Source organism: Halorussus rarus (assembly GCF_003369835.1).
Classification (GTDB): Archaea; Halobacteriota; Halobacteria; order Halobacteriales; family Haladaptataceae; genus Halorussus; species Halorussus rarus.
This window is the reverse complement of the sequence record NZ_QPMJ01000003.1, coordinates 223,676-237,912: the sequence shown is the minus strand read 5'-3', so window position 1 is coordinate 237,912 and position 14,237 is coordinate 223,676. Positions and strand designations below refer to the sequence as shown.

The following is a 14,237-nucleotide window of genomic DNA, read 5'->3' as shown; positions in this document are numbered from 1 at the left end:
CTCGTCTTCGGGACCGACCGACGCTTCCGACCAGCCGGGAGACCGATTAAATCCCGGCGCGGTCGCGCGAACCCGCCCCGGAGTTTCATGCCCCGCGGCGTCGTGAGAGCGGTAGAGAATGACGAACAGACAGTTCGCGGTCGTCGCCTGCCTGCTGATGCTGTGCTGGTCGGCGGCGGGGGCAGGGGCGGCAGGGGGAGCGGCGACGGGAGACGCGATGCCGGGGACGACGGGCGACGCGATGGCGGGAACAGCGGGGGACCGGGCGGCGAACGCGGCGGCGCAGGCGACAGAAATCTCGTCGTGCAGAACCATCGCGCGGCCGGGGCGATACGTCCTGACCGGCGACATCGAGAACAGTTCGGCCGACACCTGCATCAGGATTCGAGCGAGCGACGTCGTCCTCGACGGGAACGGCCACGCGGTCGACGGGGTGACGACCAGCGACCCGGACGCGCTGACCGACCGGTTCTTCGGCGGGCGGGTCAACCCGTTCGGGGCCGGCGCCACGGTCGGGGTGGCCGCGACCGCGAACCGCCGGCTGTCGAACGTGACCGTGACCGACCTGACCGTCACCGACTGGCGGTGGGGCGTCGTCGCCTCCGGCGTCCGGAACGGTCGACTCGCCGGCGTCCGCGCCGAGAACAACGGATTCGGCGTGACGGCGATCGCGTCGCCCGGAGCGACGGTCACCGACGGCGCGGTCGACGGCAACGCCGTCCTCGGGGTCGGCGCGTTCCGGAGCGACCGGGTGCGGGTCGCGAACGTCACCGCCGCCGGAAACGGATTCGCCGGCGTCTACCTCTCCGGCGGGACCGGCGGCACCGTCGCGGACGTCACCGCCCGGGATAACGACCTCGCGGGTGTCCTGCTCGAATCGACCACCGGGGCCAGCGTCACCGGCGGGACCGCGTCGGACAACCGGGTCGGCGTCACCCTGCTGTTCGCGTCCGGGACCGACGTGCGGCGCACCGCCGTGGTCGGGAACGGCCTTGCCGGCGTCCGCGCCGTCAACGCGACCGGAACGACAGTGTTCGGCGTCTCGGCGACGAACAACAACCTCGCCGGGGTGCTTCTCGAGAACGGCACCGAGGCCAGCGTGGTCGCGACCGACGCCTCGCGCAACCAGTACGGCGTCTACGCGTTCCGGGCGGCCGACGCCGCCGTGACCGACTCGACGGCCGAGAACGGCTCCATCGGCGTCTTCTACCGCAACGTCACCGGCGGGGCGGTCACCGGGAACGCGGTCCTGAACAACCGGATCGGCGGCGTCACGCTCGAGAACTCGACCGGCGTCCGGGTGGCGAGCAACCGCGACGGCGCGGTCGTCTTCGACTCGACCGGCGACGAGACCATCGGCGTCGAGGGCGGCGTCCGGTACGACGACGCCATCGCCGCGAACCAGTCCGACGGGCTCACCGACCGGGAGCTCCGGGCGTACGTCTACCGGGCCATCGCCCGCGCCGAACACCTCCGCCAGCTGGAGTACACCGGGTCGGTGTCGTTGGAGGTCGTCAGTCGGGACGAACTCGAGCGCCGGTCGCGGGGCGAGCGCAACGACTCCGGCCTCGCCTCGGCGTGGGACAACCAGTTCTGGGAGGCGCTGTTCGTCGTCGGCGAGGACGCGAACGCGACCGCCGAGATGAACGCCGAGTCCACCCGGATCGGCGGCTTCTACCACCCGCTGACCGACAAGCTGGTCGTGGTCTCGGAGGAGGCCGATCCCGTCGCGATCAGCAGCACGACGCTGGTCCACGAGTTCGTCCACGCGCTCCAGGACCAGCACTTCGACCTCACGCGCCGGGACCTGGCTCCCGCGCGGGAGGACGCGTTCAACGCCCGCAACGCGCTGGTCGAGGGCGACGCCCGGTACGCCGACGAGCGGTTCGAGGCGCTCTGCGGGGTGGCGTGGAACTGCCTCCAGGTCGAAGCGAGGGAACCCAGCGGGGGGAACGTCTCGCCGACGCGGAACTTCGCGATGCGCCAGCTCGCGCTGGCGCCGTACTCCGACGGACCGGGGTACGTCGAGGACCTGCGCGAGCGGGGCGGCTGGGACGCGGTGAACGACGCCTACGACGACCTGCCGGCCAGCACCGAGCAGATACTCCACCCAGAGCGCCGGAACGAGCCCCCCGTCCGGCTCGACTTCGAGGATACGGCGCGGGGCGACTGGCGGCAGTTCGACACCTCGCTGCTCGCGTTCCGGGGCACCGACGGGAGCACGACCGTCGGGGAGGTCGGCATCTTCGCGATGCTGTGGTACCAGGGCTACGAGTACGACAACGAGATAATCGGGGTGAACGAGCACCTGTTCCCGAACGGCGGCACGTACGACTGGTTCAACTACACCAGCGCGCCCTCGACGGGGTGGGGTAACGACGTGTTCGTGCCGTACCGGACGGCCGACGCCGACGGGGACGAGACCGTGTTCGGCGGGCCGAGCGCCCCCGATAACGACACCGAGTACGGCTACGTCTGGCTGACCGCGTGGGACACCGACCGCGACGCCCGGGAGTTCCACCGGGCGTACCGCGAGGTGCTCGCCGGCCACGGCGCCGAGCGGGTCGGGCCGAACACCCGGGTCGTCGAGTCGGGGCCGTTCGCCGACGCCTTCCGGGTGGTCCGGGACGGCCGGAACGTCACCGTCGTGAACGCCCCGACCGTCGCCGACCTCGCGGACCTGCGGCCCGGTCTCGCGGGCAGCGGGAACGCGGGAGGCGGGAACGCGACGACCGGCGCGGCGAATCCGAACGCGGCGATGGACGGAACGGGGACTGGCACGACGACGACCGTCTCCGGGTGAGGGCGGGAAACCGACGTCACCACCGATTCGCCCGAGCTCCTCCGCCGCCGACAGTTATGGTCGCGCGGGCCGAAGCCGTACCTCATGCGCGTGCTGGTCACCGGGGCGACCGGGTTCGTCGGCGGCCACCTCGTGCCCGCGCTGCTCGACGCGGGCCACGACGTGGTCGCGCTCGTGCGGGACGCGAGCCGGTACGACGCTCCCGGCGGGGTAGAAGTCGCGGAGGCCGACCTGCTCGACCGCAAGAGCCTGGCGGGAGTCTTCGAGCGAGTCGACGCGGCCTACTACCTCGTCCACTCCATGCGGACCGGCGGCGACTTCGCCGAGCGCGACCGGCTCGCGGCGCGCAACTTCGTCGAGGCCGCCCGCGGGTCGCCCCTCCGTCGGGTGGTCTACCTCGGCGGGCTGGGCGAGACCGGCGACGCGCTCTCGGCGCACCTGGCGTCCCGGCGCGAAGTCGAGACCGTCCTGGCCGAGAGCGAGGACTTCGCGCTGACGACGCTCCGCGCGGCCGTCATCGTCGGCGACGGGAGCGCGAGCTTCCGGATGATCCGCGAGCTCGTCGCGAAGCTCCCGGTGATGGTCGCGCCGCGGTGGGTCCGCAACGAGTGCCAGCCCGTCGCGGTCGCCGACGTGGTGGCCTACCTCGTCGGCGTCCTCGACGTCCCCGAGACCGCGGGCGGGACCTACGAGATCGGCGGTCCCGAGGTGCTGACCTACGGCGAGATGCTGCGCCGGACCGGCCGCGTGATGGGCCGGGAGCCCCGCATCGTCCCGGTGCCGGTGCTGACGCCGACCCTGTCGACCTACTGGGTCGACCTGGTGACCGGCGTGCCGAAGTCCATCGCCCACCCGCTCATCGCGGGGCTGAAGAACCCGGTCGTCGCCGACGACGCCGCCATCCGCGAACTGGTCCCGGTCGACCTGACGCCGTTCGACGAGGCCGTCGGGCGCGCGCTGGCGGCCGAGGAGGCCCGCGCAGACTGGACGGCGAGCAACGTGGCGGCGGACGGAGACGCGGCGGGAAAGCGATGACCACCGAGGCCACGAGACGAAAGGGATGACCGACGACGACGCGGCGGGCGAGCGATGAACCGAGAGCGCCCGGACGGCGGCAGCGACGCCGACGCCGGCGGCGACAACCGAGACGGGGCGGACCCCGCGACCCGATACGGGGAGACCTGGGTCTACGAGAGCATCGTGGGGGCGATTCCCGGCCTCGGGCTCTCGCCGCCGGTGGCCGTCGTCGTCCAGTTCGCGGTGTTCGAGGGGCTGGTGCTTGCGCTCGCCGCGGCGTACGACCTCTGGGCCGCGGTGCCGGCCGGCACGGCCGCGGTGGGGGTCGCGGCAGCGGGGAGCTACCTCATGCTGGCGCTCGGCGGCGAGATACGCCGGGTCGAGACCCCAGAGCCGTACCGCCGGCTGCTCTTCTCGTCGAGCATCGAGGTGGTGCTGGGCGTGCTTGCGTTCGTCGCGCTGCTGACCGTCCTGTTCTCGGCCGACGCCCGGACCGGCGGGGTGTCGCCGTTCGCGCGCCTGCTCGGCGACGCTCCGCCCGCACCGGCGGTCTACCTCGCGCTGCTGGTGCTGTGGGACCTCTGCTACCGCATCGGCACGGGGTGGTGGGCCAGCCTCACCGGGCTCTGGCGGACGCTCCGATACCGCGACCGGTTCGACGCCCCGACCCGGGCCGGTCTGCGCCGGGTCGACCTGCTGACCGTCGGGTTCGCGCTGGTGCAACTGCTGCTGGTGCCGTTCGTCCGGGACCGGCCGCTGCTGGTCGCGGCGGTCGTCGGGCACGTCGTCGCGGTGACGCTGGTCTCGGGCGCGTCGGTGCTCCTGCTCGGCCGTGACCGCGACTAGAGCCGCTCGGCGACCCGTTCGCCCGCGTCCAGCCCGCTCCGGAGCGCGGCGTGGACCCGACCCTCGCCGGCCACCCAGTCGCCGGCGAAGAACAGGTCGGCGTCGGCCCCGCGGTCGAGGACGTCGCGGTCGGCCCCGGCGTCGGGGAGCGCGTCGCGCCACCGCACCGCGTCGGCCCAGTCGAACTCGTACCTGTCGGGGTCGCCGAGCAGTTCGGCGGCGCGGTCGGCCGCCGCGACCGCGATCTCGTCGTCGGGGTCGTCGTACCGGTGCCGGGACCACTCGAGCGAGGGCTGGACGACGAGCAGGCTCTCGCCGTCCGGGACGTGGCCGGGCTTGCACTCCTCGCGGGCGACCCAGCCGAGGTCGTGGTCCTTGTCGGCGTTGACGAGCGCGTAGTACGGCGCGTCGGTCCGGTCGGGGTAGTGGAGCGCGACCGTGAGGATGGTCCGGTAGGGCACGTCGGCCGCGGCTTCGACGAGGTCCGCCCGGAGCGAGTCGTCCCAGTCGGCCCGATCGAGCAGGTAGGCGGTCGTCGGCGCGGGCGGCGTCAGCACGACCGCGTCGGCCTCGAACGCGTCGGCCTCGGCGGGGTTCGTCTCGCCCGCGAACTCGTCGGCCTGGGGGTCGCTCGCGTCGGCGGTGGCCTTCGTGCCGAGCCGCCAGCCGTCGTCCTCGCCGACGAGCCGCGCGACCTCGGTGCCGGTCCGGACTGTCGCGCCGCCGGCCTCGCGGAGGCGCTCGCCGAGCGTCGCCAGCCCCTCGCGGTAGGTCCACTTGCGGGCGTCGTCGCCGCGACCCTCCGAGATGTCGCCGTCGGCGTCGAAGGTCCACACCGGCCCCTCGGCCTCGACCAGTCCGTCGGCGAGTTCGCCCGAGATGAGGTCGGCGATGCGCTCGTCTTCGTCTTTACAGTAGTTCGCGCCGACGTCGTAGACGCAGCCGTTGCGGCGGCGCGTCGCCGCCCGGCCGCCGACCGACTCGCGGCGCTCGAAGACGGTGACCTCGGCGTCGGCTTCCCGGAGCGCGTAGGCGGCCCCGAGGCCGGCGACGCCCGCGCCCACCACGGCGATGTCAGTCATGGTCGAACCGTCGGAGGCCGGCGGGAAAAGCGTACTCGCCCCGGTCGACGGCCGACGTTACGGACCGGCGACGCTCCGGGACGTGTCGCTGTCGCTACCGAGCGCGCGACTGCACGGAAAAATACGGACTACTCGCCGATGTCGATCTTGGTCGCGTCGTCCCCGTCGTCGTCCGCCTCGACCGGGTCGACCAGCGGGAGGTGGACTTCGAGGACGCCGTTGCGGTACGAGGCCGTGATCTCGTCCTCAACCACGTCCTCGGGGATCGCGACGCGCTCGGACACCCGGCGCGAGCGCGTGACCTCGCCGCGGAGTGCGATCCCGCCCTCGTCGTCGGCGGTGGTCTCGCCGGTCTCGCTCTCGGCGGTGAGGGTCAGCGCGTCGTCGTCGAACGAGAGGTCGATCTCCTCGCGCTCGAAGCCCGGCAGATCGGCGACGAAGACGTACTCGCCGTCGCTCGACCTCCGGGAGAGCGACGAGCCGTCGGTCGCTGCGCTCCCGAAGACGCCGCCGTGCTTCCCGGGTTCCATGCGGACGCCCCGGTCGCCGCGGGCGAGCGCTCCGGCGTCGCGGCCGTACGGCCCGTCCGGGGTCCACATCCGGGTGCGAAGCTGTTCGAACACGCGGTCCATCTCCTCGAAGGGGCCGTATCGGGACATTCGATTCACCGCATACCTATAGGCTTCGCGAGGAGATAAGATTGCCGAGAAGCTGTATCACAGGCCTCGAGACACCCATATCCCGAATCCCGTCAGTCGAGCAGTCCCTCCTCGTCGAACAGCTCGCGGAGGCCCTCCATCGACGAGACCACCACGTCGCAGGCCGGCTCGACCGCGGGCTTGGGGACGAAGCCGACCGAGAGGCCCGCGACCTCCAGCATCGGGAGGTCGTTCGCGCCGTCGCCGACCGCGACGGTGTCGCTCATCGCGATCTCGCGCTCGCCGGCGAGCCGTTCGAGGGCGTCGTCCTTCGTCCCCTCGATGAGCGGCCCCTCGACCTCGCCGGTGAGGTCTCCATTCGCGACCGGGAGCCGGTTGGCCACGACGACGTCGACCGAGACGCCCTCCCGCGCCAGGGCCGTCTCGACGCCGCGCTCGAACCCGCCGGTCAGAACCGCCGTGGTCACGCCCGCCTCGTTGAGCTCCCGGATTACGGTCGCGGCGTCCGGCCGGAGGTACACCTCCTCGAACGCCTCCTCGGCCCTCTCGTCCGGCAGCCCCTCCAGCAGCGCGGCCCGGTCCCGGAGGCTCTTCGCGTAGCTAATCTCGTCGTTCATCGCCCGCTCGGTGATGTCGGCCATCTCGTCGGCCACCCCCTGCCGCTCGCCGAGCAGGACCGTCATCTCCGAGTCCGAGAGCGTCCCGTCGAAGTCGAACGCGACCAGCGTCATGGCCGGGGGTTGGGCTGCCGGGGGCTTGAAACGACCGGAAGACGCGGTCGTTGCGGGGGGACAGTCGGAACGGAGCGACCGTCACCGGCCGACGACGGTATCGACGTCCGGTTCGACCTCGAAGTGGTCGCCGCCGCGGGCGACGTCGTACCCGAAGAACAGCAGGGTGAGCGCGCCGACGGACGTGACCGCGAACAGCGCGAGTTCCGCCCGACCCGCGGTGCCCGCGACCACGTCGGGCAGGTAGCTGCCGGGGAGCGCCAGCGCGAAGAGCGCGTACGTCGCGGCGACGAAGTGGCGCCACGTGACCGTCACCGAGCCGAGCGACAGCTCGGCGACGCTTCCGGCGAGAACGGCGAACAGGCCCGCGAGCGCCATGGCCGGGATGGCGACGCTCGCCGCGAACGAGGCGGTTCCGAAGGCGGCGACGAACACCGCGACGAGGAGCAGGTCGAAGAGACCCAGGTATCGGAAGCGCGACTGTTTCATGCGTGTCGGTCCGCCGGAGCGCCACAAATAGTTGGCGTCCGAAGGTGTCGGAGCGACGTTTGAGTCACGGGCGCGGCGGCGTTCGCATCCGGGGCGACACCGACTCCGCGAACCGCTGCCGGAAGAGTGAGCCTTTAACCGCCGCTCGCACTACCGACACCCATGACACCGTTCCCCGAGTTCGAGGTCGTCCCCGCGGTGGACATGCAGGACGGCGAGGTGGTCCAGCTGGTCGCCGGCGAGCGCGGCACGGAGAAGACCTACGGCGACCCGGTGGCGGCCGCCGAGCAGTGGGTCGAGCGCGGCGCCGAGACGCTCCACCTGGTCGACCTCGACGGCGCCTTCGAGGGCGAGCGCGCCAACGCCGACGCGGTCGAGGCCGTCCTCGACGCGGTCGACGTCGACGTCCAGCTCGGCGGAGGCATCCGGACCGTCGCGGACGCGACCGACCTGCTCGACCGCGGGGTCGACCGCGTCATCCTCGGGACGGCCGCGGTCGAGAACCCCGACATCGTGGCCGAGATATCCGAGGAGTACCCCGGCTCGGTCACGGTCAGCCTCGACGCGAAGGGCGGCGAGGTCGTCGTCTCCGGGTGGACCGAGGGGACCGGGCTCGACCCCGCCGAGGCCGCGGCTCGCTACGAGGAGCTGGGCGCGGGCGCCATCCTGTTCACCGACGTCGACGTGGAGGGGCAGCTCGCGGGCGTCCAGACCGACCGCGTGCGCGAGGTGGTCGAAGCGGTCGAGATTCCGGTCGTGGCCTCCGGCGGCGTCGCGACGCTCGAAGACGTGCGCGCGCTCCGGGACGCCGGGGCCGCGGCGGTCGTCGTGGGGACCGCACTCTACGAGGGCGAGTTCACGCTCGAAGAAGCGCGGTCGGTTTAGCGCACGGGGCTGTGCGTCACCGGCCCAGCGGACCCAGCGCGGCCGTCAGGCGCCGGCGGGTCGACCGCGTCCGCGGCTTCGCGAGCAAGTACGCGCTCGCGGCGAGCAGCGGCACGCCCACCACCGCGCCGTCGCCGAGCGCGAGCAGTCCACCCACGAACAGGCCGAGCAGCGTCAGGACGTCGATTTTGCGCATCGTCTCGTGTGCTCGTTACGCGAGAACTGCAATATATCTTTGTCAGACGCTCGTCACATCCCGGCCGGAGGGTAACGACCATGTGGCTCCGGGCTAACTGTCGGGTATGAGCGAGCGAACCGCCGCGGTGACCCGCGAGACCGCCGAGACCGACATCGAGGTGACCCTCGACGTCGACGGCGACGGCGACGCCACGGTCGAGACCGGCGTGGGCTTCTTCGACCACATGCTCGAGAGCTTCGCCAAGCACGGACTGTTCGACCTGACGGTCCGGTGCGACGGCGACCTCGCGATCGACGACCACCACACCGTCGAGGACGTGGCCATCGCGCTCGGCGACGCCTTCGCGGAGGCGCTGGGCGACAAGCGCGGCATCGAGCGCTTCGCCGACCGCCGGGTCCCGCTGGACGAGGCGGTCGCGTCGGTCGTCGTGGACGTGAGCGGGCGACCCCTCTTCGATTTCGACGGGTCGTTCTCGCAGGCCAGCGTGGGCGAGCTGACCAGCCACATGGCCAAGCACTTCGTCCGCTCGCTCGCGATGAACGCCGGGCTGACGCTCCACGTCGAGGTGTCGGGGGAGAACGCCCACCACGAGATAGAGGCGCTGTTCAAGTCGCTGGCCCGGGCGCTCGACGACGCGACCCGCATCGACGAGCGCCGGAGCGACGTCGCGAGCACGAAGGGGCAGCTGTAGGCCGGCGTCCGACGGCCGGAATCAGTCGTCGTCCGGACCCGTCCGAGCCGACCCGAGCCAGAACCCGGCCGCGCCGCTCGCGACGGCGACGAGCGCGCCGCCGGTGAGCGCGAGCGCGACCGGGACGGTTCCGTCGAGGGACTGGCTCGTCTGCCCGCCGATCTCCAGGCCGACGATGCCGAGGCCGACGACCGCGATGCCGAGCGCGGGCGTGCTGACGCCGAGTTCGATTCGGTCGGGCATGGTCGGCGGTATCTCACTGACGGTACATAACTCTCTTGGCAGGCGGAGTCCGCGCTCGATGGCTGGCCCGTACCGAGGTGGCAGACCGACCGGGAGACCCTTAACGAGCGCCTCCGTTAGCCGAACCATGTTCGACGAGATCATGCGGAAGTTCGAGGGAAGCCCCTCCCAGCAGGCGGTCATCCGCCTGCTCCTCGAACGCGGGTTCTCGGTCAACGACGACGGGCGGGTCGTCTCGGGGAGCATCGAGATCCCCAACACCCAGATCGCCAGCGAGATCGGGGTCGACCGCCGGGTGGTCGACTCGACCACCGACGCTATCCTCGCCGACGAGCAGCTCCGGCGCATCTTCCAGAACATCTCCTCGATTCCGAGCCTGATGGACCTCGCGCCGGTGCTCGACCTGACGGTGCTGACCGTCGACGTGACCGACGCCGACCAGCCCGGCATCGTCGCGGAGGTGACGACGCTGCTGGCCGAGAACGACATCTCCATCCGCCAGACCGTCAGCGAGGACCCGGAGTTCACCGACGAGCCCCGGCTCTACCTGGTGACCGACGACGACATCCCCGGCGACGTGCTGAACGAGCTCAAGAACCGCGACTTCGTCCGGAAGCTCGAACTGGAGTAGCACGTCGACCCCGTCGCGACGGAGGGAGCTCCCCGAACCCGCAGCGTCTGCGGTCGCTGGCCGCCCACTGCTCGCTCAGTCGTCCGCCGAACCCGGGTGCCCACTCGCCCGCGCGAAGATCTATCACACCCGACGCCCTTTTGGTGGCCACCGAGAAAGGGCGTGCATATGCAAGCTGTCACGCTCGGACCAGAGGGCACCTACTCCCACCGGGCGGCCGCCTCGGTCGCCGACGACGTGGAGTTCCGCGAGTCGGTCACCGCCATCGTCGAGGCGGTGGCCGACGGCGAGTACGACCGGGGCGTCGTCCCCATCGAGAACAGCATCGAGGGCAGCGTCACCGAGACGCTCGACGCGCTGACCGACCGCGAGGTCGCCGCCGTCCAGGAGATCGTCACGCCCATCCGCCACGCGCTGCTCGCCCAGGGCGAGGAGTTCTCGGTGGTCGCCAGCCACTCCCAGGCGCTCGCGCAGTGCCGGAGCTTCCTCGAGGAGGAGTACCCCGACGCCGACCTCGAAGCGGTCGCCAGCACCGCCCGCGGCGTCGAGCACGCCCGCGAGAACCGCGACGTGGCGGGCATCGCCCACCCGGCCAACGCCGACGGGGACCCGGACCTACAGGTCGTCGCCGAGGGCATCCAGGACCGGACCTCGAACGCGACGCGGTTCTTCGTCATCGCGCCCGCCGACGAGCGGTCGGATGCGGGCGGGAAGTCCTCGCTGGTGGTCTACCCGAACGCCAACTACCCCGGGCTGCTGCTCGAGCTCCTCGAACCGTTCGCCGACCGCGACATCAACCTCACCCGGGTCGAGTCCCGGCCCAGCGGCGAGCGCCTCGGCGACTACGTGTTCCACGTCGACTTCGCGGCGGGCCTCTACGAGGACCGCGCCCAGGAAGCCATCGCGGACGTCGAGGACATCGCGGAGAACGGGTGGGTCCGGCGCCTCGGGTCGTACGACACCGAGCACGTCATCTACTGACGCGGGCATCTCGGTCGCCGAGGAGGGGCTGAATTTTTAAGGACGATGGCGTCGCAGTTCCGACCGGGCGACCGACGCCCGGGGGACACAATGTCAGGACGCAGGAATCCGTTCAAGGAGATCGAGGAGATGATGAACCGCATGAGCCGCCAGCTCGAGGAGTCGATGGGCGGCGAGGGAATGGGTCAACTCGGAGGCGGCGGCGCGTCGGTCGACGTGGCCGACCGCGGCGACGAGTTCGTCGTGACCGCGGACCTGCCCGGGTACCGGAAGGAGGACATCGACCTGACGCTCCAGGGCGACCGCCTCGGCATCCGGGCCGAGCGCGAGCAGGAGTCCGAGCAGACCGACGAGGGGGAGGGCGAAGGCCGGTACATCCGGAAGGAGCGGAGCCACCGGTCGGTGAACCGCACCGTGACGATCCCCGAGGAGGTCGACGAGGAGAGCGTCTCGGCCGACTACCGGAACGGCGTGCTGACGGTGACCCTGCCGAAGCGGAGCGCGAGCGAGGGCGACTCCCACCAGATAGACATCAGCTGAGCGCCGACGCGACGGGCGTCCGCTAGAGCGGACGCGGCGACTGCCGGCCGAGCGCAAACGCCTTCCCGTCCGGGCCGCAATGCTCGGACATGACGCTCGAGACCGGCGACGACGCGCCGACCGTCGAGGCGCGGAACCAGCGCGGCGAGACCGTCGAACTCGACTTCGACGAGCCGACCGTACTGTACTTCTACCCCCGCGACGACACGCCCGGCTGCACCACCGAGGCCGAGCAGTTCGACCGGGAGCTAGAGAGCTACCACGACGCCGGCGTCTCGGTGTTCGGCGTCTCGACCGACGGCGTCGAGAGCCACGAGGAGTTCGCCGAGAAGTACGAGATCCGGTTCGACCTGCTGGCCGACCCCGACGCCGAGATCGCCGAGGCGTTCGGCGTGGGCGTCGACCCCTCGCGGGGCGCGGCCTCTCGGACGACCTTCGTGCTCGCCGACGGCGAGGTGAAGTCGGTGTACGACGGGGTCGACCCCGACGGCCACGCCCGCGGCGTGCTGGGCGACATGCTCGACGAGGGCCTGGTCGCGCTGGAGTAGCTCGACCTCGGCGGCGCCATCCCCGTCCCACCGGTGGTGCCGACGCCGCCGGTAGGATTTTTCGCTCCGGCGCCGAACCGGGGGTATGACCGACGCGCCGGAGTCGCGGGTCCCCGGACCGACCCGGCCGACGCTCGCCGCCAAGGTCGTCGGCGGACTCCAGTGGGCCGTCACCGCCTCGTACGTCTTCCTGCTCGGCCTGCTGGCGGCGACCTGGTACCTCCACCTCACGCGGACGCCGGCGTCGGTCGACCTCTCGCGGCCGTTCGCCGCGGTCGTCGTCACCGCCTTCGCCGCCGGCTACGCCTGGGTCGCGACGCGGCCGGCCGCGCCCGGCGCGCACGACCGGCGCATCGAGGTCGTCGTGACGCTGCTCGTGCTCGGCTTCCTCTTCCCGTTCGCGGTGCCCGGACTGCTCGACCTGACCGGGGTGGCGCCGCCGGTGCCCAACCTCGGATTCGGCCTGGCGTACGCCCTGGCGCTCGCGGTCTCGTACGGGCTGGTCTACGGCCTCGGCGTCCGGTTCTTCCTCGGGCCGCGTTCGGCGGAACCGCGAGAACCGTGAACCGCGCGTCAGAGCAGGTCGGCGACAGCCGCGGCGGTCTCGTCGGTCCGCGCCCGCCAGTCGTCCGGGCGCTCGCCGCCCCGCTTCGGCGGGTCGATGGGGAGTCGGAGCGGGTGGAACGTCACGCGCTCGACCGACGCGGCGGCGGTCTCGCCCACGAACTCCGCGACCTCTCGTTTGGAGGACACACCCCCCGACGCGAGGTCGTAGTAGCCGGAGAACACCTGACAGACGACCACCTCGTCGTACTCGTCCATCTCCCCCTCGTCGGCGTAGTAGAACAGCTTCGCGGTGTTGTTGACCGGGTCGGCGCGGCGCCACTCCAGTTCGACCGCGACGAGTGTCTCCTCGTCGGTGCCGACGACGTCGACGGGCGTCCGCCGGATGCGGTGCTCGGTCGACCACTCGTGCGAGGGCCGTCGCTCGGCGAGGGACTTCCAGAGTCGGTCGCGCACGTCGTCGGCGAACTCGCCCACGAGCTGGGCCGACTCGCGGGCGGCACCTCAAGGTTTCGTCACCGGGCGCAATGCCCCGCCGACAGGTCTCGGACGGAGCAGGTCGGCGGGCGGTCACCTTCGGGCCGGTCGCCGGGGGCGACTCGCACGGGCTCGTGTAATCGTGCAGGACCCGGCTACGAGAGTGTTAGCCGCCGACATTCCCGAACGTAATGAAAAATAGTTATAGATACGTCCGGCGTACCGTCTTCCATGGCACAGAAGTCCACAGAGCACGGAGTAGACCTCGAACAGTACGCGAAGTTCATCGAGCACGCGACCGCCAACCCGGAGGACGCGATGCTCGGACTCGGCGCCACGGGATTCGCCGAGGGCCGCCCGATGCACACGCTGGCGAAGCTCGGCGGCTACAGCTACGGCGGCGAGGACGTCCGCCGCGAGACGCGCGACTACAGCCTCCAGCTCGGCGGATTCAAGGAGGTCGAGGCCGACGCGGGGTTCGTCGACCCCGCCGACCGACCGGAGCCGGTGGAGGTCGCGCTGGCGGCGCTCACCGGGTGCATCAACGCCACGCTCGACGTGGTCGCGCTGGAGAACGGCATCGACCTCGACCACCTCGAGACGAGGGTCTCGGCCGACCTCGACCCGCGGGTGTTCTTCGGCATCCGGGACGTCGAGCACGGCGACGAGACCTACGACGACATCACCATCGACGTCGAGGTCGGCGGTCCCGACCTCACGGACGAGGACGCCGCGATCCTCCGGGAGGGCGTGGCCCGCTCCCCGGTGTTCAACCTCGTGTCGCGGGCCCACGAGATGACGCCCGAGATGCGGATGAACGACGAGTCGAGGACCGCGTAATCGACCATCGG

18 protein-coding genes are annotated in these 14,237 nt (G+C 71.5%); 11 read left to right on the top strand and 7 right to left on the bottom strand.

Going from position 1 to position 14,237, the window contains the following annotated elements:
• The first annotated feature begins 118 nt into the window (after positions 1-118).
• The 3 genes from DVR07_RS17350 to DVR07_RS17340 all read left to right on the top strand — a co-directional run bounded on the left by DVR07_RS17350 (position 119) and on the right by DVR07_RS17340 (position 4,666).
• Positions 119-2,803, top strand: coding sequence for an Hvo_1808 family surface protein (locus DVR07_RS17350; protein WP_115798576.1), 2,685 nt, complete (start codon positions 119-121; stop codon positions 2,801-2,803).
• A gap of 84 nt (positions 2,804-2,887) precedes the next feature.
• Positions 2,888-3,838, top strand: coding sequence for an NAD(P)H-binding protein (locus DVR07_RS17345; protein ID WP_115798575.1), 951 nt, complete (start codon positions 2,888-2,890; stop codon positions 3,836-3,838).
• A 54-nt stretch (positions 3,839-3,892) separates the two neighbouring features.
• Positions 3,893-4,666 (top strand): DUF7530 family protein, encoded by a 774-nt coding sequence (locus DVR07_RS17340; protein ID WP_193570241.1) that lies wholly within the window; start codon positions 3,893-3,895, stop codon positions 4,664-4,666.
• Here DVR07_RS17340 and DVR07_RS17335 read toward each other — a convergent pair.
• From DVR07_RS17335 to DVR07_RS17320, 4 genes are all read right to left on the bottom strand, one after another.
• Positions 4,663-5,748, bottom strand: a complete 1,086-nt coding sequence (locus tag DVR07_RS17335) for an NAD(P)/FAD-dependent oxidoreductase (RefSeq protein WP_115798574.1) — start codon at positions 5,746-5,748, stop codon at positions 4,663-4,665. The genes DVR07_RS17340 and DVR07_RS17335 overlap by 4 nt on opposite strands.
• A 128-nt stretch (positions 5,749-5,876) precedes the next feature.
• Positions 5,877-6,407 (bottom strand): Hsp20/alpha crystallin family protein, encoded by a 531-nt coding sequence (locus DVR07_RS17330; RefSeq protein WP_115798573.1) that lies wholly within the window; start codon positions 6,405-6,407, stop codon positions 5,877-5,879.
• A 92-nt stretch (positions 6,408-6,499) separates the two neighbouring features.
• Entirely contained in the window at positions 6,500-7,138 is a 639-nt protein-coding gene (serB, locus tag DVR07_RS17325; protein WP_115798572.1) for a phosphoserine phosphatase SerB, read from the bottom strand.
• An 81-nt stretch (positions 7,139-7,219) separates the two neighbouring features.
• A complete protein-coding gene (locus tag DVR07_RS17320; protein WP_115798571.1) occupies positions 7,220-7,627 on the bottom strand; it encodes a hypothetical protein in 408 nt (135 codons plus the stop codon).
• A gap of 162 nt (positions 7,628-7,789) precedes the next feature.
• On the opposite strand from DVR07_RS17320, the gene hisA reads away from it, so the two are divergent.
• Positions 7,790-8,512, top strand: a complete 723-nt coding sequence (gene hisA, locus DVR07_RS17315; RefSeq protein WP_115798570.1) for a 1-(5-phosphoribosyl)-5-[(5-phosphoribosylamino)methylideneamino]imidazole-4-carboxamide isomerase — start codon at positions 7,790-7,792, stop codon at positions 8,510-8,512.
• A 16-nt stretch (positions 8,513-8,528) separates the two neighbouring features.
• Here hisA and DVR07_RS17310 read toward each other — a convergent pair whose 3' ends face one another.
• Positions 8,529-8,708 carry a hypothetical protein gene (locus tag DVR07_RS17310; protein WP_115798569.1) on the bottom strand — a complete coding sequence of 60 codons (180 nt, stop codon included), beginning with the start codon at positions 8,706-8,708 and terminating at the stop codon, positions 8,529-8,531.
• Positions 8,709-8,814: 106 nt separating this feature from the next.
• Here DVR07_RS17310 and hisB point away from each other — a divergent pair, with 106 nt between their 5' ends.
• Positions 8,815-9,402: an imidazoleglycerol-phosphate dehydratase HisB gene (gene hisB, locus DVR07_RS17305; protein WP_115798568.1), complete on the top strand. Its 588-nt coding sequence runs from the start codon at positions 8,815-8,817 to the stop codon at positions 9,400-9,402.
• 21 nt (positions 9,403-9,423) lie between these two features.
• Here the strand turns inward: hisB and DVR07_RS17300 are convergent, their stop codons facing one another.
• Positions 9,424-9,645, bottom strand: a complete 222-nt coding sequence (locus DVR07_RS17300; RefSeq protein WP_115798567.1) for a hypothetical protein — start codon at positions 9,643-9,645, stop codon at positions 9,424-9,426.
• Positions 9,646-9,772: 127 nt separating this feature from the next.
• Between DVR07_RS17300 and DVR07_RS17295 the strand changes: the two genes are divergently transcribed.
• The 5 genes from DVR07_RS17295 to DVR07_RS17275 all read left to right on the top strand — a co-directional run bounded on the left by DVR07_RS17295 (position 9,773) and on the right by DVR07_RS17275 (position 12,910).
• Entirely contained in the window at positions 9,773-10,276 is a 504-nt protein-coding gene (locus DVR07_RS17295) for an ACT domain-containing protein (RefSeq protein ID WP_115798566.1), read from the top strand.
• 168 nt (positions 10,277-10,444) lie between these two features.
• Positions 10,445-11,257, top strand: a complete 813-nt coding sequence (pheA, locus tag DVR07_RS17290) for a prephenate dehydratase (protein ID WP_115798565.1) — start codon at positions 10,445-10,447, stop codon at positions 11,255-11,257.
• Positions 11,258-11,347: 90 nt separating this feature from the next.
• Positions 11,348-11,797, top strand: a complete 450-nt coding sequence (locus tag DVR07_RS17285; RefSeq protein WP_115798827.1) for an Hsp20/alpha crystallin family protein — start codon at positions 11,348-11,350, stop codon at positions 11,795-11,797.
• A gap of 89 nt (positions 11,798-11,886) precedes the next feature.
• Positions 11,887-12,345 (top strand): peroxiredoxin, encoded by a 459-nt coding sequence (locus DVR07_RS17280; RefSeq protein WP_115798564.1) that lies wholly within the window; start codon positions 11,887-11,889, stop codon positions 12,343-12,345.
• An 85-nt stretch (positions 12,346-12,430) separates the two neighbouring features.
• Positions 12,431-12,910 carry a hypothetical protein gene (locus tag DVR07_RS17275; RefSeq protein WP_115798563.1) on the top strand — a complete coding sequence of 160 codons (480 nt, stop codon included), beginning with the start codon at positions 12,431-12,433 and terminating at the stop codon, positions 12,908-12,910.
• 8 nt (positions 12,911-12,918) lie between these two features.
• Here DVR07_RS17275 and DVR07_RS17270 read toward each other — a convergent pair whose 3' ends face one another.
• Positions 12,919-13,386, bottom strand: coding sequence for a hypothetical protein (locus tag DVR07_RS17270; RefSeq protein WP_115798562.1), 468 nt, complete (start codon positions 13,384-13,386; stop codon positions 12,919-12,921).
• A gap of 231 nt (positions 13,387-13,617) precedes the next feature.
• Between DVR07_RS17270 and DVR07_RS17265 the strand changes: the two genes are divergently transcribed.
• Positions 13,618-14,226 carry an OsmC family protein gene (locus tag DVR07_RS17265; protein ID WP_115798561.1) on the top strand — a complete coding sequence of 203 codons (609 nt, stop codon included), beginning with the start codon at positions 13,618-13,620 and terminating at the stop codon, positions 14,224-14,226.
• Positions 14,227-14,237: the final 11 nt, after the last annotated feature.